The 21,565-nt window shown below is 68.2% G+C and carries 23 protein-coding genes; 8 read left to right on the top strand and 15 right to left on the bottom strand.

Going from position 1 to position 21,565, the window contains the following annotated elements; genetic code table 11:
- Positions 1-16: 16 nt before the first annotated feature.
- From QSU92_RS16075 to QSU92_RS16065, 3 genes are read right to left on the bottom strand one after another with little or no spacing between them, the layout of a single operon-like run.
- Positions 17-889: an N-acetylneuraminate synthase family protein gene (locus QSU92_RS16075; RefSeq protein ID WP_289263415.1), complete on the bottom strand. Its 873-nt coding sequence runs from the start codon at positions 887-889 to the stop codon at positions 17-19.
- Positions 886-2,085 carry an acylneuraminate cytidylyltransferase gene (locus tag QSU92_RS16070; protein WP_289263413.1) on the bottom strand — a complete coding sequence of 400 codons (1,200 nt, stop codon included), beginning with the start codon at positions 2,083-2,085 and terminating at the stop codon, positions 886-888. Before QSU92_RS16070 ends, QSU92_RS16075 begins: the two co-directional genes overlap by 4 nt.
- The gene (locus tag QSU92_RS16065) at positions 2,082-3,017 is read right to left on the bottom strand and encodes a hypothetical protein (RefSeq protein ID WP_289263411.1); all 936 of its coding nucleotides are present in this window, start codon (positions 3,015-3,017) and stop codon (positions 2,082-2,084) included. Before QSU92_RS16065 ends, QSU92_RS16070 begins: the two co-directional genes overlap by 4 nt.
- A gap of 153 nt (positions 3,018-3,170) precedes the next feature.
- Here QSU92_RS16065 and QSU92_RS16060 point away from each other — a divergent pair, with 153 nt between their 5' ends.
- The 3 genes from QSU92_RS16060 to QSU92_RS16050 are packed head-to-tail and all read left to right on the top strand — an operon-like array spanning position 3,171 to position 5,457.
- Positions 3,171-3,728, top strand: a complete 558-nt coding sequence (locus QSU92_RS16060; protein WP_289263410.1) for a hypothetical protein — start codon at positions 3,171-3,173, stop codon at positions 3,726-3,728.
- A 32-nt stretch (positions 3,729-3,760) separates the two neighbouring features.
- Positions 3,761-4,486, top strand: coding sequence for a hypothetical protein (locus QSU92_RS16055; protein WP_289263409.1), 726 nt, complete (start codon positions 3,761-3,763; stop codon positions 4,484-4,486).
- A gap of 41 nt (positions 4,487-4,527) precedes the next feature.
- On the top strand, positions 4,528-5,457 hold the full coding sequence (locus QSU92_RS16050; protein WP_289263407.1) for a 5'-3' exonuclease: 930 nt from the start codon (positions 4,528-4,530) through the stop codon (positions 5,455-5,457).
- Positions 5,458-5,473: 16 nt separating this feature from the next.
- Here the strand turns inward: QSU92_RS16050 and QSU92_RS16045 are convergent, their stop codons facing one another.
- The 6 genes from QSU92_RS16045 to trpD are packed head-to-tail and all read right to left on the bottom strand — an operon-like array spanning position 5,474 to position 10,441.
- Positions 5,474-6,124 carry a DUF6226 family protein gene (locus tag QSU92_RS16045; RefSeq protein ID WP_289263405.1) on the bottom strand — a complete coding sequence of 217 codons (651 nt, stop codon included), beginning with the start codon at positions 6,122-6,124 and terminating at the stop codon, positions 5,474-5,476.
- The gene (locus tag QSU92_RS16040) at positions 6,121-6,555 is read right to left on the bottom strand and encodes a hypothetical protein (RefSeq protein ID WP_289263404.1); all 435 of its coding nucleotides are present in this window, start codon (positions 6,553-6,555) and stop codon (positions 6,121-6,123) included. The genes QSU92_RS16045 and QSU92_RS16040 overlap by 4 nt, the downstream gene beginning before the upstream one ends.
- Positions 6,556-6,568: 13 nt before the next feature.
- Positions 6,569-7,093 carry a hypothetical protein gene (locus QSU92_RS16035; protein ID WP_289263402.1) on the bottom strand — a complete coding sequence of 175 codons (525 nt, stop codon included), beginning with the start codon at positions 7,091-7,093 and terminating at the stop codon, positions 6,569-6,571.
- On the bottom strand, positions 7,090-8,406 hold the full coding sequence (locus QSU92_RS16030) for an MFS transporter (protein WP_289263400.1): 1,317 nt from the start codon (positions 8,404-8,406) through the stop codon (positions 7,090-7,092). The genes QSU92_RS16035 and QSU92_RS16030 overlap by 4 nt, the downstream gene beginning before the upstream one ends.
- Positions 8,385-9,380, bottom strand: coding sequence for a PHP domain-containing protein (locus QSU92_RS16025; RefSeq protein ID WP_289263398.1), 996 nt, complete (start codon positions 9,378-9,380; stop codon positions 8,385-8,387). The genes QSU92_RS16030 and QSU92_RS16025 overlap by 22 nt, the downstream gene beginning before the upstream one ends.
- Complete coding sequence (gene trpD / locus QSU92_RS16020; protein ID WP_289263396.1) at positions 9,377-10,441, bottom strand: anthranilate phosphoribosyltransferase; 1,065 nt, start codon at positions 10,439-10,441, stop codon at positions 9,377-9,379. Before trpD ends, QSU92_RS16025 begins: the two co-directional genes overlap by 4 nt.
- 146 nt (positions 10,442-10,587) lie before the next feature.
- Here trpD and ctaE point away from each other — a divergent pair, with 146 nt between their 5' ends.
- The 5 genes from ctaE (at position 10,588) to QSU92_RS15995 (ending at position 15,570) form a co-directional block, all read left to right on the top strand.
- Positions 10,588-11,232 carry an aa3-type cytochrome oxidase subunit III gene (gene ctaE, locus QSU92_RS16015; RefSeq protein WP_289263394.1) on the top strand — a complete coding sequence of 215 codons (645 nt, stop codon included), beginning with the start codon at positions 10,588-10,590 and terminating at the stop codon, positions 11,230-11,232.
- A gap of 20 nt (positions 11,233-11,252) precedes the next feature.
- On the top strand, positions 11,253-12,053 hold the full coding sequence (gene qcrC, locus QSU92_RS16010; protein ID WP_289265939.1) for a cytochrome bc1 complex diheme cytochrome c subunit: 801 nt from the start codon (positions 11,253-11,255) through the stop codon (positions 12,051-12,053).
- 29 nt (positions 12,054-12,082) lie between these two features.
- Positions 12,083-13,162 (top strand): cytochrome bc1 complex Rieske iron-sulfur subunit, encoded by a 1,080-nt coding sequence (qcrA, locus tag QSU92_RS16005; protein ID WP_289263392.1) that lies wholly within the window; start codon positions 12,083-12,085, stop codon positions 13,160-13,162.
- A gap of 44 nt (positions 13,163-13,206) precedes the next feature.
- Positions 13,207-15,003: a cytochrome bc1 complex cytochrome b subunit gene (gene qcrB / locus QSU92_RS16000; protein ID WP_289265938.1), complete on the top strand. Its 1,797-nt coding sequence runs from the start codon at positions 13,207-13,209 to the stop codon at positions 15,001-15,003.
- Between the two features lie 141 nt (positions 15,004-15,144).
- Positions 15,145-15,570, top strand: a complete 426-nt coding sequence (locus QSU92_RS15995) for a rhodanese-like domain-containing protein (RefSeq protein ID WP_289263391.1) — start codon at positions 15,145-15,147, stop codon at positions 15,568-15,570.
- Positions 15,571-15,597: 27 nt separating this feature from the next.
- Here the strand turns inward: QSU92_RS15995 and QSU92_RS15990 are convergent, their stop codons facing one another.
- The 6 genes from QSU92_RS15990 to QSU92_RS15965 form a co-directional block, all read right to left on the bottom strand.
- Positions 15,598-16,398 (bottom strand): PP2C family protein-serine/threonine phosphatase, encoded by an 801-nt coding sequence (locus QSU92_RS15990; RefSeq protein WP_289263389.1) that lies wholly within the window; start codon positions 16,396-16,398, stop codon positions 15,598-15,600.
- Positions 16,399-16,400: 2 nt separating this feature from the next.
- Entirely contained in the window at positions 16,401-16,841 is a 441-nt protein-coding gene (gene ctaF / locus QSU92_RS15985; protein ID WP_289263387.1) for an aa3-type cytochrome oxidase subunit IV, read from the bottom strand.
- Positions 16,842-18,605, bottom strand: a complete 1,764-nt coding sequence (gene ctaD / locus QSU92_RS15980) for an aa3-type cytochrome oxidase subunit I (protein ID WP_289263386.1) — start codon at positions 18,603-18,605, stop codon at positions 16,842-16,844.
- A gap of 2 nt (positions 18,606-18,607) precedes the next feature.
- On the bottom strand, positions 18,608-19,537 hold the full coding sequence (gene ctaC, locus QSU92_RS15975; protein WP_289263384.1) for an aa3-type cytochrome oxidase subunit II: 930 nt from the start codon (positions 19,535-19,537) through the stop codon (positions 18,608-18,610).
- Positions 19,538-19,694: 157 nt separating this feature from the next.
- The gene (gene erpA, locus QSU92_RS15970) at positions 19,695-20,057 is read right to left on the bottom strand and encodes an iron-sulfur cluster insertion protein ErpA (protein ID WP_124293033.1); all 363 of its coding nucleotides are present in this window, start codon (positions 20,055-20,057) and stop codon (positions 19,695-19,697) included.
- Between the two features lie 90 nt (positions 20,058-20,147).
- Positions 20,148-21,542 carry a dipeptidase gene (locus QSU92_RS15965; protein WP_289263380.1) on the bottom strand — a complete coding sequence of 465 codons (1,395 nt, stop codon included), beginning with the start codon at positions 21,540-21,542 and terminating at the stop codon, positions 20,148-20,150.
- Positions 21,543-21,565: the final 23 nt, after the last annotated feature.

Raw genomic sequence — 21,565 nt, 5'->3', positions numbered from 1 at the left:
CGTCATGCCGCTCCGATCACGTCGTGACGCGGCGCAGCTTGGCCAGCGGGCCCTGCTCGCTGTCGTACACGCGCTTGACGCCGTCGCCGAGGGCTGCCTCGATGATCCGGATGTCGCGCACGAGGTGCTGGAGGCCGGCGGGCTCGAGTGACGCGGCGTGGTCGGAGCCCCACATCGTCCGGTCGAGCGTGATGTGGCGTTCGACGGCGACGGCCCCCAGCGCGACAGCGGCGAGCGAGACCTGCAGGCCGCGTTCGTGACCGGAGTACCCCACGGGCACTCCGGGGAACCGGTCGCGCAGTGCCGGGATCATGCGGAGGTTGGCCTCCTCGGGCTCCATCGGGTAGGTCGACGTCGCGTGCAGAAGCACGAGGTCATCGGTGCCGAGCACCTCGACGGCCGCCGTGATCTGCGCCATGGTCGACATGCCGGTCGAGAGGATGACCGGCTTGCCGGTGTCGCGGAGGGCGCCGAGGAGGGCGCGGTCGGTGAGGCAGGCGGAGGCCACCTTGTGCGCGACGACCCCGAGGTCTTCGAGAAAGGCGACGCTGGGGACATCCCACGGCGAGGCGAACCACTCCAGTCCCCGCAGGATCGCGTGGTCGGAGATCTCGATGTACTGGTCGCGGTCGAATTCGACCCGGCGACGGTAGTCGAGGTAGCTCATCGTGCCCCAGGGCGTCTCGCGCGGGATGTCGCGCATGTGCTCGGGGGTCGAGATCTCGGGGGTGCGCTTCTGGAACTTCACCGCGTCGACGCCCGCGTCGGCGGCGACGTCGATGAGGCGCTTGGCGATCTCGACGTCGCCGTTATGGTTCAGTCCGATCTCGCCGATGATGTAGGCGGGGTGGCCGCCTCCGATGACGCGAGAGCCGATCGTGACGGTCATGGGGTGGTCCTGTTCTGGTGGAGGGAGGGGAGGGAGATCGAGTCGCTCCGGGCGCGGAGCACGCGCTCGGCGAGCTCTCGCACGGCGCCATCGCCCCCGCGGCGGTCGAGGACGACGCGCGCCGCGCTCATGACGACGGGGTCGGCGTCGCCGACGGCGACGGGCCAGCCCACGATGTCCATCGCGGGCACATCGTTGACGTCGTTGCCGAGGAAGGCGATCCGCGACAGCGGGATGCGTGCGGCCTCGGCCCAGCCGCGGAGCGCGCCGGCCTTGTCCTCTACCCCCTGGAGAACCTCGACACGGAGCTTTCGTCCCCGGGCGCTGACGACCGGGTTCTCCTCGGTCGAGAGGATGAGGAACGGAATCTCGGCGCGTCGCAGCCGTGCCACGCCCATTCCATCGGCGCGGCTGACGCGCACGGCTTCGACGCCGGACTCGGTCACGGTGACGGTGTCATCAGTGTGCACACCGTCGAAGTCGGTGACGACCGCATCGACATCGAGGGGTTCGGGCGCGTCGACGAGAGGCGCCAGGGCGCGGGCCACCTCGAGCTCGGCGAACGAGTCGACCTCGATCGCGGTGCGCTCGGACACCTCGGCGATCCCGATGCTGCCGAAGAAGCGATGCCGCACCGTGCGGAAGCCCCGGGCTCGCATGACGTAGAACGCACCCGTTTCGAGGTAGTGCGGTTCCCGGTCCTGCCGGCGCGGACGATGGTCGGCGCGGTGGTTGATCGCCTCGGCGCAGTCGCCGGTGCCCTTGCGCCACAGGAAGCCGTACGTCTCGATCGCCGAGAACACGCTGTCGCGACGGCGCTGCTGCACCAGACGGATCGCCCCGGCGAGCGCCTCGCTGTCGATGAACGGAGAGGTCGCCTGCAGGAACGCGACGACTCCGACGTGGATCTCTCGCGCCTCGAGCTCGTCGAGCGCGTGGAGGATCGCCGACTCCGAGCTCGCCGTGTCGCCAGAGAGGTCGGCGGGGCGGCGGATGACCTCGGCCCCCCACTCTTCGGCGACGGCGGCGATCTCGTCGTCGTCGGTCGAGACGCAGACGCGGTCGATGAGATCGCAGCGCCGGGCGGCCTGGATCGCGCGACCGACGAGAGGGATGCCGCCGACGCGGCGCAGGTTCTTGCGGGGGACCCCCTTCGATCCGCCGCGGGCGGGGATGATGGCGACGACATCGCTCATCGCTGGACTCCCGCCTGGCTCGGCGCCATCGGGACCGGCTCACCGTTGATCGTCGAGCCGGTACCGGCGAGCACGAGTCGCAGCGTGGTCGAGGTCGTCGACGGAAGAGTGTGAAGATGCACGGGCCGGGTCGCTCCGGCGAGGATCAGCTCGACCGGGACGGATGCCGCGGTGAGGGCGATACCCGGAATGCGGCGCACCGCGTCGAGCTGCTCGGCGGTCTCGCGCCGATGCGGGAGGTAGGTCGTCGGCCCCGTGCCCGCCGGCGCCGCGGCGGCCAGGCCGGTGAGCCACGCCAGATAGGTGTCGCGCGGCATCCGTCCGTCGATCGGTCTGGCGCTTCCGAGGATGACGCGGGTGCCGAGGTCGGCCGGCGCGGGAGCGGTGGCCCGCGTCCAGGCGAATCGATGCCGCTCGATGGCGAAGCCGCGGTCGGCGAGGGCCGACATCCGGTCTCGCCCGAGGTCGAAGGCGGTGAAGAGGTGCGCAGCGCCCGTTCGGGCGCGGCGGGCGATCGTCTCGGCGGTGAACGGTGCGACGAGGGAGGTCAGACCCCGCTCGGTCACATGCGGGCGGGAGTACGGGCGGCGTTGGAGGAGGGTGTCGGCGAAGGGCAGGGCGATGGCGCCGTCATCGAGGAAGGTGAGGGTGCGGGGACGTAGGACCGCGGCGGCGAGGCGGAACTGTCCGGAGAATCCGTCGCCGACGAGCCAATGCGCATGCTGCGCCAGTAGCTTCCACGGGATGCCGAGGTAAGGCTCCATCTCGCCGAAGCGCGCGCCGCGCGCGAGAAGGAGGTCGGCGGTCTCGGACATCTGCGGCGTCAGTCGCCCGGCGACCGGCACGGTGATGCGATGTGCGGCGGCCCACTCGGCGGCGCCGATCAGTTGCAGGGGTGACTCCACCCACGCCAGCACGGCGTCTCGGTTCATGCCACCTCCCAGAACGACCAGCGTCGAGCGCCCGGGTGAACGGGGGGTACTCACGCAGGGGTCGGTGGGACGACGGGCAGGTGAACGTCCGGTACGCGGCGAGGGTGTGGATAACTCCGGGAGTCCGCGCGGAGGCGCACTACGGTGGTGTCCGTGGAAAGCCGGGTCGGGTCGAGGGCGCGCGGTGCGCTGGCGGGTGTCGCCGGGCTCGCGCTCAGCCTGGCGCTCGTGACCGGGTGCACCCCGCAGCCCGAGCCGGCGGAGTCGCAGGACCCCTTCGCCACGGAGGAAGAGGCCTTCGCCGCCGCGGAGGAGACGTACCGCAACTACGTCGACGCCCTCAACGCCGTCGACCTCAGCGATCCCGAGACCTTCGAGCCCGTCTACGAGTGGACGACCGGCGATCTCAACGCGAGCGATCGCGAGGGTTTGAGTCAGTACCATGCGACGGGCGCCGAGGTCGGCGGCGCCTCCAGGCCCGTCCTGATCGAACCGATTGGGGTGGACCCCCAAGCAGGTCGCGTCGACCTCGCGGTTTGTTTGGACGTGTCGACGGTCACCGTTGAGAACGCAAATGGATCGTCGCTCGTCGACCCTGATCGCGTACCGGTCCAAAGCCTTGAGGTGATGTTTGTCGAAGACGGGGACTCGGAAACCGGGCTGAAGGTTTCCGCGGTATCCGGGCGAGAAGGCGAACCTTCATGCGGTTGATGCTTTCTGCTGCGCTCGTTGCTTCCGCGCTGATGAGTCCGGTGCCGACCTCCGCGCAATGCAACGATGTCGGAACATGGACGTCAACTTGCATTGAGAACACCGGCACCGAGGTCAACGTCGGCGCCAGCACGGGCTCCGGCGGAGGCGGCTCGCAGGCGGGTGTCACTCCTCGCGGAGGCGGATCCGAGAGCGTGGACGTCGCCGAGGCGGCGGAGCCCGACTGCGTCGTCGAACTGGGGCGCTGCGACATCGACTACCAGGTCGAGGCTCCTCCCGAGGTGACGATCGAGGATCTCGCCTCCTTCCGTCCCGCGACGCCGAGGATCGGCGGCGAACCGGCGGGGTTCGGCGTCGTCGGAATGCCCACGAATGTGTACGCATCCGCGGGCGCGCAGGAGATCCCCGGTGAGATCCTCGGCTGGGACGTCGTGGTCCGGTTCGAACCGGCGGCGTACGTCTTCTCCTACGGTGACGGCACGACGGGACGATCCGCTTCGGGCGGGGCGTCGTGGTCGGTTCTCGGTCAGCCGCAGTTCACGCCGACCGCCACCAGCCACGTGTACGCCCAGCGCGGCGTGTATCCGGTGTCGGTGACGGTGGAGTACACCGCCGCCGTCACCTTCGGATCGACGTGGCGCTCGGTGCCCGGGGTCGTGACCTCTTCCGCGGGGGGCTACGAGGTCGACGTCCGGGAGGTGCGCACAGCACTGGTCGACCGGACGTGCCTGGAGGACCCCGCTGGTCCGGGCTGTTGATCTCGCGCGAGCGAACGCGGTCGACGTGACAGGATGTGCCCATGCCGGATCGCCTGATGCTGCTCGACTCCGCGTCCCTGTACTTCCGCGCGTTCTACGGCGTGCCCGACACGGTGAAGGCGCCCGACGGCACGCCCGTGAACGCCGTACGCGGTTTCCTCGACATCATCGCGAAGCTGGTGACGACCTACGAGCCGACGCGACTGGTGGCGTGCTGGGATGACGACTGGCGCCCGCAGTGGCGTGTCGATCTCATCCCCTCCTACAAGGCGCATCGCGTCGCCGAGATCGTCGCGGGCGGGCACGATGTCGAGGTGGTGCCCGATCCGCTCGAAGCGCAGGTGCCGATGATCCGCGAGACGCTCGATGCTCTGCGGATCCCTATCGCCGGGGCATCCGACTACGAAGCGGACGACGTCATCGGCACGCTGGCGACGACAGCGACGGTGCCGGTCGACATCGTGACAGGTGATCGGGATCTCTTCCAGCTCGTGGACGATGATCGCGATGTTCGAGTCGTCTACACGGCACGCGGCATGAGCAACCTCGAGGTGATCACCGGCGATGTGGTGGCGAAGAAGTACGGTGTGCGACCCGACCAGTATGCGGACTTCGCCACTCTCCGCGGAGACACGTCCGACGGGCTTCCCGGTGTCAGCGGGGTCGGTGAGAAGACCGCGGCCAGCCTGCTGGCGCAGCACGACGATCTGGCGGGCATCATCGCGGCGGCCGAGGCCGGCGCGGGGATGTCCGCGGGGGTGCGGTCCAAGATCCTGGCCGCACTCCCCTATCTCGAGGTGGCTCCGCGAGTCGTCGGCGTCGCGCGCGATCTCGACGTCACTGTGACCGGTGACGACCTGACTCCCCTCGATTCCCCGGCGACAGCGGCCGCGCGTGAGCTCGCCGAGCGCTGGGCGCTGGGCGGATCGATGGATCGCGTTCTTTCGGCGATCGGCGTCGCGGACGCGTAGTCCACGTCAGTCGAGGTCAGGCCCTCTTCGAGGCCGACGGCCAGGCAGACCAGGGTCCGGCGAGATTCTGGAGGACGTCCTGCGCCGCCTGAACGCTCTCCGGCGACATGCCGTGCGCTCGGAATCCGCCGGACGATGGGCCGTCCGGCGAGCCGAGCGCGTATGCGAGCCAAGGGTCTCCCTCCCGGAAGGAGATCCCTTCCCTGTATTGCCCGTTCACCACTGCGAGAACCTGGCGTTCCAGTCGATCGGCTTCGTGCTCCCACGTCGAGTCGCAGGCGTCGCAGCTGCACACGGGATAGGCGAAGTCGTGAAGCAGGCCCGCGTGGACATGCACTCCCGGATGGCCGGTGAGGACGAAAGTCAGTGAGGCGAACGAAGGACCGATGGGTCGGAGCCGCACCGCCTTCACGACGTCGTGGTGAACCGGGTGCAGAAGGTCGGCAACGACGTCCTCGCCCTGCTCGACGACAACGTCGTAGGTGTCCCGCAGATGCTCGATGAGAGCGTCGGCGACGGCGTGCAACGGCGCGAAGCGCTCTGGATGGGTGACGACCGAATACGTGTCGTCCGGCGGCGAGCCGCTCCACCTGTCGCCGTAGTCGATGACGCGGCCGTCACGGTCTCGGAAGGCCGGCGTCGACAGGCGTGGGCGCAGGTATGTCATCTGGGCGATCTGTCTCCCGGCCGGACCGCGCCCTCGAACGCCATCATGATCCCACGATCATCGAGCTCGCTGAGGATGTGCGCGACGAACCCCGCGACCTCCGGCGATGCCGGCTCCGGCAGCCCCCCACCGCTCCTGAGCTCCGCGATGAGTGCGTTCTTCACCTCGGTCCGGCCGATCTCGAGGGGCACGGCGAACGCCAGAACGTCGAAGTCCGTCTCGTCGTATCGCGGGATCGTTGCGCGGACTCGGCCGGTATCGGGCTCGCTACTGGTGACGTGCAGATGGGCACGCAGCTCCGGATCGAATCCCGTGCCACCGACGTATGCCACCGCTTTGGTCGCGACATCGATCCAGACATAGATCCAAGAGCCGGACGGCTGCACGCGCCCCGCGCGGACGCGGATCTCACGCGGGCCATCGATGCTCATCGGCTCACGCTCCTCACTGCGCCGGCAGACAGCCGCCGTCGAGAATGAGCCCGCCGACCTCGATCTGCACCGTCTGCGCGGTGATCTCTCCGTAGAAGCACCCACCGGCCGCGCCCATCGCTCCGAAGAGCAGACCGTCCGGATCTCCTCGCGTCTGCACGTCCGTCAGCCCCGCGTCCTGAAGCGTCCCGACGACCGACTCCGGGGTGACCGCCCCGTCGCTTCGCAGCGAGTCCAACGCCACGACCACCTTCGGAAGGAGCTCGCGGTTCGCTGCGACAGCCTCGTCCGACAACGGTATGCGCTCCCGGTAGCCGTCGTTGGCGGCCATTGCGGCGTCGGGGTCGTAGGGAGCGCACTCGGGTGGCAGCTCGACTCCCGGGACGGCCGGGCAGGCCGCCGTCGGCGTCGGACTTCCCGCCCTCGATTCACCCGAGTCCTGCATTCCCCCGACGGCACATCCTGCGACGACCGAGAGCGCGCACCCGAGGACGATCGCGAGGCCGGCCCTTTCACCGAGGCGCCGATGCCGCGTCATCCTCGTCCCCCCTTCGCCGCTCCCCGCGGTCCGCTCCGCATGGAGGCGACGCTAGCTCCGATCAGCACCGCGGAATAGACCCCGACGAGAGCGAGGACGAGCACGAGCGCGGGCGTCCAGCTGCCGGTGAGGTCGTGCAGCAGACCGAACAGGGGTCCACCCGCCGCGGCGACGACGTATCCTCCACCCTGCACGAAGGCCGAGAGGCCCGCCGCTTCACTGTCGCTGCGCGCCACGGCGACGAGCACCGAGAAGATCACGACGAACCCTCCCGCATGCCCGATCGCCCCGATCGCGAGCCACAGACCCAGCAGATCAGGAGCGGCGAGCAGTCCGACACCGAGCACGACCCACGACACGCAGATGACCACGGGTGGCACCAGCCGTGGCGTCCACCGGGCGAGGAAGGGAACAACGAACGCTCCCAGGATCCCGGCACCCTGGTAGATCGACGCGAGCACGCCTGCCGTGTCGGGCCCGACCCCGAGCTCGTCGGAGGCGATGGCGGGCATCCAGGTCGACAGGCCGTAGTAGAGGAAGCTCTGGAGCCCGAAAGACGCCACGAGCAGCCATGTGACCGGCCGGCGCATCATCGACCTCTCCTCGCGCCGCGAGGCGACGATCGGCAGCGGGCCCGTGATCGTGGCCGGGTCGATGTCGAGAGCGGATGCCGGGCCGTGACCGTGACGCTGAGGCGCGACGTCTCCGGAGTAGCGCAGCGCGTCTTCGCCCTGACGCCGTGACCGCGCGAGATGCATACCCCAGAGCACGATGCCGGCGATCGTGATCAGCGACCACGACAGCAGCGCCCACGGCCAGCCGATGAGGGATGCCAGGGGCGCGGTGAGCGATGACGTCAGAAGCGAGCCGACGTTCATGGTCGCCGCGTACCCCGCGGTGACGACCGCGACCCGCTCGGGCGGCACGTCGCGCCGGATGATCACGGGGATCACGACATTGCCGATCGTGATGGAGGCTCCGATGACGACCATCCCGGCCAGCATGAACCCGAAGTCCGGCACAGCGCGGATCACCGTGCCCAACAGCACGCCCGACAGCGAGACGAGGAGGGCCATCTCCGCACCGGTGCGGCGGACGAAGACGGCGGCGAGCGGGGTGAGAAGCGCGAACATGAGCACGGGCGCGGTGGTGAGGAGGCCGGCGGTCGCGCCGGTGATGCCCAGGTCCGACTCGATGTCGCGCAGCACCGGCGTCGGCGAGACGATGGGTCCGCGCAGGCTCAGCGAGGCGGTGAGGACGCCGGCGATGACGAACCAGGGGAACGAGCGCCTCACCGCCGGGAGCCCGTCCACTCCCGGAGCTTCTCCCGCGACCAGGTGGTGACGATCCGCTCGGCGGGGACTCCGGCCTTCTCGGCGCGTTCGGCACCGTAGTCCAGGAGCGACAGCTGCCCGGGTGCGTGGGCATCGGAGTCGATGGAGAACAGACAGCCGGCGTCGAGGGCGACCGCGATGAGGTCGTCGGGCGGATCCTGGCGTTCGGGGCGGGAGTTGATCTCCACCGCGACCCGGTGCGCCGCGCAGGCATCGAAGACGGCGCGCGCGTCGAACTCCGATGGCGGGCGCGTCCCGCGCGATCCTTCGACCAGCCGCCCGGTGACGTGCCCGAGCACATCGACGCGGCCGCTCGAGACCGCCGCGACCATGCGCCTTGTCATGGCGGCGCGCTCCATGCGCAGATGGGAATGCACCGACGCGACGACCACGTCGAGCTCGCGGAGCAGGTCGGCTTCCTGGTCGAGACCGCCGTCGTCGAGGATGTCGACCTCGATGCCGGTGAGGACGGTGACACCGCCGGGAGGAAGCGACCGGATGACCGCCAGCTGTTCGCGCAGTCGTTCAGCCGACAGGCCGTTCGCCACGCGCAGACGCGGGGAATGATCGGTCAGCGCGAAGTACTCGTGTCCGAGGTCGTTCGCGGCGGCGACCATCAGGTCGATCGACGTGAGTCCGTCCGACCATTCGCTGTGTGCGTGGAGGTCTCCCCGAAGCAGGGGCCGCAGCGCCGACATCCGCTCTCCCCCGGCCTTGGCGCGCAGATCCGTCAGATACTGCGGAACCCGGCCCGCAAGGGCCTCCTGGATCACGGCGAAGGTCGAATCGCCGATGCCCTTCCGCCGCTTCAGCGAGGCGGTGTCGCGCAGCTGGGCGTCGTCGAGGTCGGCGATGGCGTCCGCAGCGGCCCGGAAAGCCTTGGACTTGTACCGCGACGACCGCTCGCGCTCGAGAAGTCGCGCGATCTCGGTCAGCGCATCGTGCGGGTTCATGCCCCCGCGAGCGCCTGCGAGGTGGCGACCCAGTCGTCGAGCTTGCGGGCGGCCGCACCGTCGTCGACGGCCGTGGCAGCGTCATCCCGGGCCTCGGCGAGCCGCTCCAGGATCGGGCGGCCCGCCTGGCCGGGATCACGGAAGAGCCGGTAGGCGACGATGCCGGCGGCGGCGTTGAGCAGCACGATGTCGCGGACCGGGCCGCTCTCGCCGTCGAACACGCGGCGGACGACCGCGGCGTTCTCCTCAGGCTGTCCACCCAGCAGGTCATCGATGTCTGCGAGCGGGATGCCGAGGTCGCGCGGGTCGAGATCGTGCTCGTGCACGTCGCCGAGGCTGATCTCCCACAACCTGCTGTGACCGGTCGTGGTGAGCTCATCCAGTCCGTCGTCGCCGCGGAAGACCAGCGCGGTCGCGCCTCTCGTGCGGAAGACGCCGGTGATGAGAGGGACGCGGTCGAGGTTCGCCACGCCCACGGCGTTCGCCTCGGCGCGGGCGGGGTTGCACAGCGGCCCGAGGAAATTGAACACCGTCGGAACGCCGAGCTCCCTGCGCGCCGGACCCGCATGCCGGAATCCCGGGTGGAATGCCGTGGCGAAGGCGAAAGTGATGCCCGCGCGGGAGAGGCTCTCGGCCACGGCCGCGGGGTCGAGGGTGAGATCGATACCCAGGGCGGAGAGCACGTCGGAGGATCCCGAGGACGAGCTGGCGGCCTTGTTGCCATGCTTCACGACCGGGATCCCGGACGCCGCGGCGACGACGGCAGCCATGGTCGAGACGTTCACCGTGCCGAACCTGTCGCCGCCCGTGCCCACGATGTCGAGAACGTCGGCAGGCACGTCGAGCGGCACGGCCGCCTCGAGGATCGCGTCGCGGAAACCGACGATCTCGTCGACCGTCTCGCCCTTCGCGCGCAGCGCGGTGAGGAAGCCGCCGATCTGCGCGGGAGTCGCGTCGCCCGTCATGATCTGACGCATCGCCCAGGTGGATTCGGACACGCTGAGGTCGCGTCGATCCAACAGGCTCGACAGCACACCAGGCCATGAAGACAGCTCTGCCATGGCCCTCAGCCTACTGTCGACCGCAGCTCGGCTATTTCGCGGGGTTTTGTGAGGGGAACCTCAGCGATCGCGCAGCGCACGGATTGGTTCGACGGTGAGAGATCCACCCGATCCGTTGGGCGATCGACGGCCCGATCTCAGACATAATGGGGAGCGTGACGACCACCCCTGCCACCTACTCCCAGGCCATGCGGTCCGTCAAGCGACCCGATCCGGTCGCCGTCGGAACGATCGTATGGCTCGGTTCGGAGGTGATGTTCTTCGCGGGTCTGTTCGCGATCTACTTCACCCTCCGCAGCACCTCGCCCGAGCTCTGGGCCGAGCGCACCGAGCTGCTGAACGTGCCGTATGCGACCGTCAACACGATCATCCTGGTGCTGTCATCGGTGACATGCCAGATGGGCGTCTTCGCTGCCGAGCGTGCACAGCCGTACACGGTGAAGTCGAACCGCTTCTGGAACCGCTGGGGCATGGTCGAGTGGTTCTGGCTCACCTTCGCGCTCGGCGCGATCTTCGTGTCGGGTCAGGTGTGGGAGTACGCCCAGCTCGTCTACGAGGGAATGTCGATCGACGCCGACTCGTACGCGTCGGCCTTCTACCTCACGACCGGATTCCACGCCCTGCACGTCACGGGTGGTCTCATCGCCTTCCTCCTCGTCATCGGACGCGCCTACGCGGTCCGCAACTTCGGACGCAAGGAGGAGACGTCGGCGATCGTGGTGTCGTACTACTGGCACTTCGTCGACGTCGTCTGGATCGCCCTCTTCCTCGTCATCTACTTCCTCAAGTGAGAGCGGAGCTGAACCTCGACATGGCACGCAAGAAATCACAGCGCGCGACCGGTCGCCGCAGCCCCTGGGCCGCCGCAGCCCTCATCGGCATCGGCCTGCTGATCACCGGCGGCGTCTACGCCGGCGCTTCTGCGGCCGTCGCGGCCACCGATGACGGTGGTTCGACGCAGGAGCTGACCGTCGAAGACGGTGAGCTGCTCTTCCAGGCCAACTGCGCCACCTGCCACGGCCTGGACCTCCAGGGCTCCGAGGCCGGCCCGTCGCTCTACGGCGTCGGCGAGCTGTCGGTCCATTTCCAGGTCAGCACCGGGCGCATGCCGTTGCAGGCTCAGGGTCCGCAGGCTCCGCAGAAGCCCGTGCAGTTCACCGAGGCGCAGACTCAGGCGCTTGCGGAGTACGTCCAGTCGGTTGCTCCCGGTCCGGAGTTCCCGGCCGAGGAAGTCCTCGACGGTGAAGGCGATGCGTCTCACGGTGGCGAGCTCTTCCGGATCAACTGCGCGATGTGCCACAACGTCGCCGGCGCAGGTGGCGCGCTGACGGAGGGCAAGTACGCCCCAGCTCTGGACGGCACGTCGCCGCTGAACATCTACGCCGCGATGGTGACCGGCCCGCAGAACATGCCGGTCTTCAACAACATGAACCTCTCCCTCGAGGAGAAGCGGGACATCATCACCTACCTGCTCTACATACAGGAAAACCGGTCCCCCGGTGGGTTCGAGCTCGGTTCGCTGGGTCCGGTCTCCGAGGGTCTGTTCATCTGGATCTTCGGCATCGGTTCGCTGATCGCCATCACCGTGTGGGTCACGGCGAAATCCAACTGACCCGACACGACACAGCAACGAGGAGCACCATGGCACACGAGGACGACGCGCTCGCCCACGAGAGGGCTTCCTGGCAGCCCTCGAGCGGTCTTGCCGTGGCCGTCAAGGATCCGGTGAAGGCACCGGTTCTGCCGCCCCACCGTGAGCGGATGACGGACAAGGACCCCGCCGCGATGAAGCGGGCGGTCCGCACGGTCTACACCCTGTTCTACCTGTCGGTCGCCGGCAGCATCGCAGCGATCGTGGCGTATTTCGCGTTCCCGATCGAGAGCGGCCGCCTGACCGACATCCGGTACAACAACCTCTTCATCGGCCTCGGGATCGCTCTGGCGCTCCTGGCCATCGGCATCGCCGCCATCCACTGGTCCAAGGCGATCATGGCCGACAAGGAGCACATCGAGCCCCGCCACGCCACCCGTGGCAAGGACACGACGCGCGTCGCCGTCGTGGAGGCGTTCCGCACCGCGAACGAGGAATCCGGCTTCGGCCGCCGCGCTCTCATCCGCAACGGCCTGTTCGCCGCGCTCGTCGCCTCGATCCTGCCGGGCATCACACTGTTCCGGGGTCTCGCTCCGTTCGACTCGACCGAGAACCCCATCGCCGGAAACCCGGTCGCGCTCCTCGAGCACACGATGTGGGGGGAGGGCATGCGTCTCGCCCTCGACCCCACCGGAGAGCCCATCCGTGCCGCCGACGTCACCCTCGGCTCCGCCTTCCACGTCATCCCCGAGCCTCTCGCCGAGCTCTCGCATGAAGAGGGATACCTCGAGGAGAAGGCGAAGGCGATCGTCCTGCTGATGCGTCTGCGACCGGAGGACCTTCCCGCTGAGACCAACCGCCTGGACTGGACCTACGACGGAATCGTGGCCTACTCCAAGGTCTGCACGCACGTCGGCTGCCCCGTGGCCCTCTACGAACAGCTGACCCACCACCTGCTGTGCCCGTGCCACCAGTCACAGTTCGACGTGGCCAACGGCGCCCGGGTGATCTTCGGTCCGGCCGCCCGGCCGCTGCCGCAGCTACCGATCACGGTGGACGACGAGGGCTACCTCGTGGCCCAGAGTGACTTCACCGAACCCGTTGGCCCGAGCTTCTGGGAGCGCCGATGAGCACCGGGAACCACCCCACAGAGAACGTGACCCTCGAGCCGGCCATGACGGACGGAACCCAGGGCACGACCGACGGCAAGCCGCTGGGAGGCCGATTCGTCGGCTGGGCGGCCAACTACGTCGATGAGCGCACGAGCGTCTCCGGCTTCGTCAAGGAGCTGGGACGCAAGATCTTCCCCGACCACTGGTCGTTCATGCTCGGTGAGATCGCGCTGTGGAGCTTCGTCGTCGTCCTCATCTCGGGGACGTTCCTGACGTTCTTCTTCGACGCATCCATGGTCGAGACCCACTACACCGGTTCCTGGCTGCCGATGCGCGGCATCGAAATGTCGGCGGCTATGGCCTCGACCCTCGAGATCTCCTTCGACATCCGCGGCGGCCTCCTGGTCCGGCAGATCCACCACTGGGCGGCGCTGGTCTTCATCGCCGGCATCGGCGTGCACATGCTGCGCGTGTTCTTCACCGGAGCGTTCCGCAAGCCCCGCGAGCTCAACTGGGTCATCGGCTTCGTGCTGTTCGTCCTGGCGATGGGTGAGGGCTTCACCGGCTACTCGCTTCCCGACGACGTGCTCTCGGGCAACGGCCTGCGCATCATCGACGGCATGATCAAGGGCATCCCCCTCATCGGCACCTGGACCTCGTTCCTGCTCTTCGGCGGCGAGTTCCCGGGCACCGCCATCGTCGGTCGCCTCTACGCGCTGCACATCCTGCTGCTGCCTGCGATCCTCGTCGCGCTGCTGGTCGCCCACCTGATGCTGATGATCATCAACAAGCACACGCAGTTCGCCGGTCCCGGCCGCACGAACGACAATGTCGTGGGCTACCCGATGATGCCGGTCTACATGTCCAAGATGGGCGGCTTCTTCTTCATCACGTTCGGCGTGATCGTGTTGGTCGCGTCCCTGTTCACGATCAACCCGATCTGGAACTACGGCCCGTACGACCCCTCTCCGGTGTCGGCGGGAACGCAGCCGGACTGGTACATCGGCTTCGCCGACGGGATGCTCAGGCTGATCCCGCCGCACCTGGAGACGGTCTTCCTCGACCGCACCTGGTCATGGAACATCATCATCCCGATCACGATCCTCGGCCTCTTCCTCGTCGTGGTAGCCCTCTACCCCTTCATCGAGGCGTGGATCACGGGTGACAAGCGCGAGCACCACATCGCTCAGCGCCCCCGCAACGCGGCGACCCGTACGGCCATCGGCGCGGCCGGAGTCACCTTCTACGCAGTGATGTGGGCGGCGGCGTCCTCCGACCTGATCGCGACCCACTTCTGGCTGACGATGGAGGGTGTCATCCACACGCTCCAGGTCGCGCTGATCCTCGGCCCGATCATCGCCTACTTCGTCACCAAGCGCATCTGCATCGCGCTGCAGAAGAAGGACCGTGAGATCCTCCTTCACGGTTACGAGTCCGGCCGCATCGTGCGGCTCCCGGGCGGCGAGTACATCGAGGTCCATCAGCCGGTCGACGAGTACGAGCGGTGGAAGCTCATCGAGACCGACGTCTACGAGCCTCTGGTGGTTCGCCCGAACGCGAAGGGCCGCATCCCGTGGCACCAGAACGTACGCGCCTCGATCTCGCGGTGGTTCTTCGAAGACCGCCTCACCCCGCTCACGCAGACGGAACTCGACGCGGCACTGGAGCACCAGCACCACACGCTCGATCACGTCGCCAGCGAGAAGGACGCCGAGCTGCAGGGTGCCCACGAGCGCGCGGGAGTCCCCGAGGCTCCGCACGTGCCGATCGACGACGGCAGCCGCTCGGAGACCGCGGTGCGTCCCTCGAACGTCATCGTCGCCGAGGAGACCCGACCTCCCCAGAGCGGTAAGGACTGACCAGTTCCAGATGAAGGGTCCTGCACTCCCCCGGGGGTGCAGGACCCTTCATCGTTCCGGTCGGCGGAACGGCAGGAATCCGCTGTCGGCTGACCGTCATGCACATCGTGGCGCCCGTCACCCGACCCCTACCGTGGGCGCATGATCGACGCTGCTTCGTACTTCGCCGCCAAGCTCGCCTACGAGACCGACGCCTCCGACGTCTACGCCGCCCAGCGCGCGGGGCAGGACGTCGTCCTCCTCGATGTGCGCAGCGACGCCGCCTGGCGGCAGGGTCGCATCAGTGGTGCGCTGCACATGCCGTACCGCGAGATCCCCGCTCGGGCACCCCGAGAGCTGGCCGGGGTGACCGAGGTCATCGTCTACTGCTGGGGTCCCGGGTGCAACGCCGGCACGAAGGCGGCTGCCTCGCTCGCAGGTCTCGGCATCGCGGTACGGGAGATGATCGGCGGGTACGAGTACTGGGTCCGAGAGGGACAGCCCACCGAGAACGACCAGGGCCCGCTCCCCCGCACCTTCGATCCGCAGGCGATGGTCGTGAGGTCCCTCGCCTCCGAGGCGCACTGAAAGACCCTCAGCGCCGCGCGCACCCGCTCAGCCGGCCTGATCGCGGAACGGATCGTCGATGGTGAAGCGGTGCGCCGCGGCGCCGACGAACACCGGCGCCCTCCGTGCCGGTGCGTCGTCGGACGTATCGACGTCGACGACCACGACCGTGACGTTGTCGGCGGCGCCCGCATCGAGCGCAAGGCTGATGAGGTCGGATGCCGCATCCTCGCGATTGCCCCGACGCAGGGCCTCGCACACGGCAGAGTCGTCGACGTAATCGGTCAGACCGTCACTGCACAGGAGCCAGCGGTCATCCTGACGGGGATCGACCCACGTCACCAGCGGCAGGTCGTCGGGTCCGCCCGACATCGAGGCCGTGATCAGGTTCCGGTGCGGGTGGCGCATGGCGTCCTCGGCTCGCACGTGACCGCCGTCGACCAGCGCCTGGACGAACGAGTCATCCCGTGTCATCCGGGTCATCGTGCCCGCCCGCAGCGAGTATGCGCGGGAGTCACCGATGTGTGCGAGGAGCAGCCGGTCCCGGTATCCGATGAACAGGCCCGTGAAGGTCGTCGCCATACCCGCGACGCGAGGATCGCGGTGTGCGTGGGCTGCGATGTCCCAGTTGGCCATCAGCGTCCGCTCTGTCAGCATCTCAGCGTCGGGAGACTGATGCCACCCCGCGACCAGCCGGTGCACGAAGGCGGCGGACGCGAGATCTCCGGCAGGGCCACCGCCGACGCCGTCGGCGACGCCGGCGCCCCAGGGCGCGGCGAATGCCGAGTCCTGGTTGCTCGGGCGCGGACCCGATGCGGATGCCGCGACCGACTCCAGTCGGAAACCCACCGTCAGCGGGCGAAGTATCCGCGGTAGTACTCGTACACCCAGCCGACGATCGCGACAGCGAAGACTCCGAGGCCGATGGGGACCATCCACGCGCCCACGGCGAGACCGACGAACGCCAGGCCCGCCGAGAAGGCCAGCACGATGGGCCACCACGACCAGGGGCTGAATTCGCCCATCTCGGGATCACCGTCATCGATGTCGGCGGTCAGCACGTCCTCGGGCAGCTCGCCGCCCTGAGCGACATGCACACGCTGGATGTAGAACGCGATCAGGGCCGCCATGAACGCCGTGAACAGCAGAGCGACGGAGCCGACCCACTCGATCGCCGAGAACCACGGGACCTCGGCGGTCGTGTAGGAGATGATGTTCCACACCGTGTAGAACGCGAAGACCAGGAAGAAGAAGCCGCACAGCAGCCACCAGAGTCCGACGTTGGTACGCACTTACTTGACCTCTCCCTGCGCCAGGTCGACCACCGGCGTGTCCGGAGCATCCTTGGCCGGGCCCACGCCGACGGGAAGACCCGCCTCGGGGTGGTTCAGATCGAACGCCGGACGCTCGCTGCGGATACGCGGGATCGAGGTGAAGTTGTGCCGCGGCGGCGGGCACGACGTCGCCCATTCGAGCGAGGCACCGTAGCCCCACGGGTCGTTGACGGTGATCTTCGGCGCCTTGCGCGCGGTGATCCAGACGTTGAAGAGGAACGGGATCATCGACGCACCGAGGATCATCGCACCGATGGTCGAGACCTGGTTCTGCCAGGTCCACCCGTCGGCGGCGGAGTAGTCGGCGTAGCGACGGACCATTCCGTCCACGCCCAGCCAGTGCTGGATGAGGAACGTCATGTGGAAGCCGATGAACAGCAGCCAGAAGTGGATGATGCCGAGCCGCTCGTTCAGCATGCGCCCCGTCCACTTGGGCCACCAGAAGTAGAAGCCCGCGAACATCGCGAACACGACCGTGCCGAAGACGACGTAGTGGAAGTGCGCCACGACGAAGTACGAGTCGGAGAGGTGGAAGTCCAGCGGCGGGGACGAGAGGATGACGCCGGTCAGACCGCCGAAGACGAACGAGACCAGGAAGCCCAGCGCGAACACCATCGGCGTCTCGAAGGTCACAGACCCCCGCCACATGGTGCCGATCCAGTTGAAGATCTTCACGCCCGTCGGTACGGCGATCAGCATCGTCATCAGCGCGAAGAAGGGCAGCAGCACACCGCCGGTGACGTACATGTGGTGCGCCCACACCGCCACCGAGAGGGCCGCGATGGCGATGGTCGCGTAGACGAGCGTCTTGTACCCGAAGATCGGCTTCCGGCTGAATACCGGGAAGACCTCCGAGACGATGCCGAAGAACGGCAGGGCGATGATGTAGACCTCGGGGTGGCCGAAGAACCAGAACAGGTGCTGCCACAGCAGCACACCGCCGTTCTCGGGGTCGTAGACGTGCGAGCCGAAGATGCGGTCCGATCCGGCCGCGAGGATGGCGGCGGCCAGGACCGGGAAGGCCATCAGGATCAGGATGCTGGTGACGAGGGTGTTCCAGGTGAAGATCGGCATGCGCCACATCGTCATACCCGGGGCCCGCATCGTGATGATGGTGGTGATGAAGTTCACGGCGCCCAGGATCGTGCCGAACCCGCTCATGCCGAGGCCGAGCATCCACAGGTTCCCGCCGACACCTGGTGAGAACGTCTCACTCGCCAGCGGCTGATAGGCGAACCAGCCGAACGAGGCGGCGCCGGCGGGCGTCAGGAAGCCCGAGACGGCGATCAGCGAACCGAACAGGAACAGCCAGAAGGCGAAGGCGTTCAGCCGCGGGAAGGCGACGTCCGGAGCGCCGATCTGCAGGGGCAGAATCGCGTTGGCGAAGCCGGCGAACAGCGGTGTCGCGAACATCAGGAGCATCACGGTGCCGTGCATCGTGAACAGCTGGTTGTACTGCTCCTTGGTCGGAACGACCTGCATGCCCGGCTCGAAGAGCTCCGCGCGGATGATGAGGGCCATCACGCCGGCGAACATGAAGAACATCACCGATGCGATGAGGTACATGTACCCGATCGTCTTGTGATCAGTGGAGGTGATCCACTTGACGACGATGTTGCCCTTCTGCTCGACGCGGGACGAGCTCAGAAGCGCGGCCTGTCGCGGCGGCAGCGTGGTCGAGCGGCCGGGGGTGGATTCCTGCAGTGGCAGTGTCGTCGCCATGATCAGCCCTGATTCTCGGTGATGGGGCCCCCACCGGGGGTTGTTTCGTCGTCGGGGCTCACCCCGGTGCCGGGAAGGTTCTGCAACCGGTCGTATGCATCGGTGATGTCACCGGTCTGGCCGCGGCCGCGGAGCGAGTCGAGGTACTGCTCGTACTCCGCCTCGCTGACGACCTCCACGTTGAAGAGCATCGCCGAGTGGTACTCGCCGCACAGTTCGGCGCACTTCCCGGCGTAGGTGCCCTCGCGGGTCGGCGTGAAGGACCATTCGTTGTCCTTGCCGATGTACATGTCCTTCTTGTAGAGGAAGTCGATGATCCAGAAGCTGTGGATGACGTCGCGGGCTTCGAGATCGATCTTCACCGTCTGGTCCACGGGAAGGTACAGGGTCGGCAGCGCTGCCTGGTCGTAGTCGCCGCGCGCGTCGGGCTCGGCCTGCACGCCCATGCTCCACACGGCGTCGGAGTTGTCCTCGTTCTCGCCGTTGTACTGGAAGTCCCAGGCCCACTGCTTGCCGATGGCGGTGATCGAGACGTCGGGGTCTTCGTACTGCGTCTCGATGATCGTCTGATCGCGAGCGGTGAAGGCGAAGAAGCCGACGACGAGGATCAGCGGCACGATCGTGTAGAAGATCTCGATCGGCATGTTGTACCGCAGCTGCACGGGGAGGCCGGTCTGACCCTTGCGTCGGCGGTAGGCGATCGCCGCCCAGCCCATGAGACCCCAGGTCACCACGCCGACCGCGAGGAGCACGATCCAGGAGTTCACCCAGAGGCCAGAGACGAGTTCGGTCCGGTTGGTGGCCGGCGTACCCTCCTCGACGAAGCCGGGCAGGTACCCGTTCAACTCGGTCGGAGTGCATCCCGCGAGCACGAGGGCCGCGGCGATCCCGACCGGGACGAACGCCCAGCGGAGACGGCGTTTCGAGGGCACGTGCGCACCTTTCCGTTCAGTGTGTTTCCGTGGCCAGTCTAGGGCAACCTCTGGGCGCGTTCTGGCCTGACGCCCAGGTTGTTCGACCGCGAGGACGCGCTCATCGCCACCCTCGACGATGCGTCGCCGAGGGTGAGGTGACCCGGTCACGGGCGGGTCAGTGGAAGCTGTCGCCGCAGGCGCAGCTGCCGGCGGCGTTCGGGTTGTCGATCGTGAAGCCCTGCTCGGAGATGGTGTCCTTGAAGTCGATCGTCGCGCCGTCGAGGTAGGGGACGCTCATGTCGTCGACGATGACCTCGACGCCGTCGAAGTCGACGGTCTTGTCGCCCTCGAGGAGACGCTCATCGAAGTAGAGCTGATAGATCAGTCCGCTGCATCCGCCCGGCTGGACGGCGACGCGGAGTCGCAGATCGTCTCGACCTTCCTGGTCGAGCAGGTTCTTCACCTTCAGCGCGGCGGCGTCGGTGAGAAGCACGCCGTGTGCGCGCGCGGTGTCGGTGGACAGAGCGGTGTCGGTCATTTCAGATCCTCCGGGTGCGGTGCGCGAGACAGGGCTCGGTGAACCGATTCTACGCCCCGACCCCTCGTGCGGGACGGGATAGCACGCCCATCAAGAGACTCTGCGATCGAGTTCCTCGAGGAGCAGCGCCTCTGAGACGACGGCGTTGCGGAACGTATCGAGGTGAAGCGACTCGTTCGGCGCATGGGCGCGGGCGTGGGGGTCTTCGACTCCGGTGACGAGGATCTGCGCGTCGGGGAACTCGCGGACGAGATCGGCGATGAACGGAATCGAACCGCCGACGCCCAGATCGACCGGGTCGACGCCGTAGCCTTCGGCGAAAGCGGCCCGGACCGACTCCACGGCCCAGCCGCCGGTGTCGACGAGGAAGCCGTCGCCGAGGTCGACGTCGCCGAAGTCGAGCCGGGCACCGAAGGGCGCGCGCTGCTCGAGGTGGGCGCGGAGGGCCTCGAAGGCCTCCGACGCCGATTGGCCCGGCGCGATGCGCGCGCTGATGACGACCGAGACCTCCGGGCTCAGGGTGTTCGACGCGTTCTTCACGCTGGGCGCGTCTATGCCGGTGACCGTCACGGACGGCTGGTTCCAGATGCGGCTGAGGATGGTCCCCGAGCCGATCGGGCTGACGCCGTCGAGCAGCCCGGCCTCATCGCGCAGGGTCTCCTCCGTGTACTCGGGTGTCGCCGCCTCCCGGCGAACGAGGCCCTCGACGGCGACGGCACCGTCGGCGTCCCAGAGGGTGGAAAGCAGGCGGATGGCGGCGAGCATGGCATCGGGGACGGCACCGCCGAACATGCCCGAGTGCGAGGCGTGCTCGAGGGTGCGCACCGTCAGGGTGAAGCGCACGTTGCCCCGCAACGACACCGTCAGGGCCGGCGTCCGCGCGTCCCAGTTGCCCGAGTCGGCGACGACGATCACATCGGCCCGAAGCGTCTCGGCGTTATCGGAGAGGAACTGCGAGAACGAACGCGAGCCCGCCTCCTCCTCCCCCTCGACGAACAGGGCGATGCCGACACCGAGGTCGTCGCCCACGGTGTCGCGCAGCGCCCGGACTGCGGCGATGTGGGCCATCACGCCGGCCTTGTCGTCGGCGGCGCCGCGTCCGTAGAGGCGGCCGTCGCGCACGGTGGGCTCGAAGGGCGGTGATTGCCACAGCGCCTCATCCCCGACGGGCTGGACGTCGTGGTGGGCGTACAGCAGGATGGTCGGCCGCCCGGGCGCGGCGGCACGCGTGGCCAGCACCGCCGGCATCCCGCGCTCTCCGGTGCCGGGGACGGCGGCGTCCGCGATCCGCACGTCGTCGAAGACGCCGGTCTCGCGCGCGAGCGCGGCCACCGCTTCCGCCGACCGCCGGACCTCGGCGTGGTCGAAGCCGGGGAAGGCCACCGAGGGGATGCGCACGAGCGAGCCGAGATCGGCCAGTGCGGTGGGGATGCCGGAGAGCGCGGCGTCGCGGACGGCGTCACGCCGGGTGGGGGTGGAGGTCATGCGGGTAATCTTAAGCGGACACC

The sequence above is a fragment of the Microbacterium sp. ET2 genome, assembly GCF_030347395.1.
Classification (GTDB): Bacteria; Actinomycetota; Actinomycetes; order Actinomycetales; family Microbacteriaceae; genus Microbacterium; species Microbacterium albipurpureum.
Note: the sequence above shows the minus strand (reverse complement) of the source record. Positions and strands in the feature narration are given on the sequence as shown.

What these genes read in the sequence shown, in the direction of transcription:
- QSU92_RS16075 (WP_289263415.1), bottom strand. Translation starts at nt 889, where the DNA reads ATGACCGTCACGATCGGCTCTCGCGTCATCGGAGGCGGCCACCCCGCC.
- QSU92_RS16070 (WP_289263413.1), bottom strand. Translation starts at nt 2,085, where the DNA reads ATGAGCGATGTCGTCGCCATCATCCCCGCCCGCGGCGGATCGAAGGGG.
- QSU92_RS16065 (WP_289263411.1), bottom strand. Translation starts at nt 3,017, where the DNA reads ATGAACCGAGACGCCGTGCTGGCGTGGGTGGAGTCACCCCTGCAACTG.
- QSU92_RS16055 (WP_289263409.1), top strand. Translation starts at nt 3,761, where the DNA reads ATGAGTCCGGTGCCGACCTCCGCGCAATGCAACGATGTCGGAACATGG.
- QSU92_RS16050 (WP_289263407.1), top strand. Translation starts at nt 4,528, where the DNA reads ATGCCGGATCGCCTGATGCTGCTCGACTCCGCGTCCCTGTACTTCCGC.
- QSU92_RS16045 (WP_289263405.1), bottom strand. Translation starts at nt 6,124, where the DNA reads ATGACATACCTGCGCCCACGCCTGTCGACGCCGGCCTTCCGAGACCGT.
- QSU92_RS16040 (WP_289263404.1), bottom strand. Translation starts at nt 6,555, where the DNA reads ATGAGCATCGATGGCCCGCGTGAGATCCGCGTCCGCGCGGGGCGCGTG.
- QSU92_RS16035 (WP_289263402.1), bottom strand. Translation starts at nt 7,093, where the DNA reads ATGACGCGGCATCGGCGCCTCGGTGAAAGGGCCGGCCTCGCGATCGTC.
- QSU92_RS16025 (WP_289263398.1), bottom strand. Translation starts at nt 9,380, where the DNA reads ATGAACCCGCACGATGCGCTGACCGAGATCGCGCGACTTCTCGAGCGC.
- trpD (WP_289263396.1), bottom strand. Translation starts at nt 10,441, where the DNA reads ATGGCAGAGCTGTCTTCATGGCCTGGTGTGCTGTCGAGCCTGTTGGAT.
- ctaE (WP_289263394.1), top strand. Translation starts at nt 10,588, where the DNA reads ATGGGGAGCGTGACGACCACCCCTGCCACCTACTCCCAGGCCATGCGG.
- qcrC (WP_289265939.1), top strand. Translation starts at nt 11,253, where the DNA reads ATGGCACGCAAGAAATCACAGCGCGCGACCGGTCGCCGCAGCCCCTGG.
- qcrA (WP_289263392.1), top strand. Translation starts at nt 12,083, where the DNA reads ATGGCACACGAGGACGACGCGCTCGCCCACGAGAGGGCTTCCTGGCAG.
- qcrB (WP_289265938.1), top strand. Translation starts at nt 13,207, where the DNA reads ATGACGGACGGAACCCAGGGCACGACCGACGGCAAGCCGCTGGGAGGC.
- QSU92_RS15995 (WP_289263391.1), top strand. Translation starts at nt 15,145, where the DNA reads ATGATCGACGCTGCTTCGTACTTCGCCGCCAAGCTCGCCTACGAGACC.
- ctaD (WP_289263386.1), bottom strand. Translation starts at nt 18,605, where the DNA reads ATGGCGACGACACTGCCACTGCAGGAATCCACCCCCGGCCGCTCGACC.
- erpA (WP_124293033.1), bottom strand. Translation starts at nt 20,057, where the DNA reads ATGACCGACACCGCTCTGTCCACCGACACCGCGCGCGCACACGGCGTG.
- QSU92_RS15965 (WP_289263380.1), bottom strand. Translation starts at nt 21,542, where the DNA reads ATGACCTCCACCCCCACCCGGCGTGACGCCGTCCGCGACGCCGCGCTC.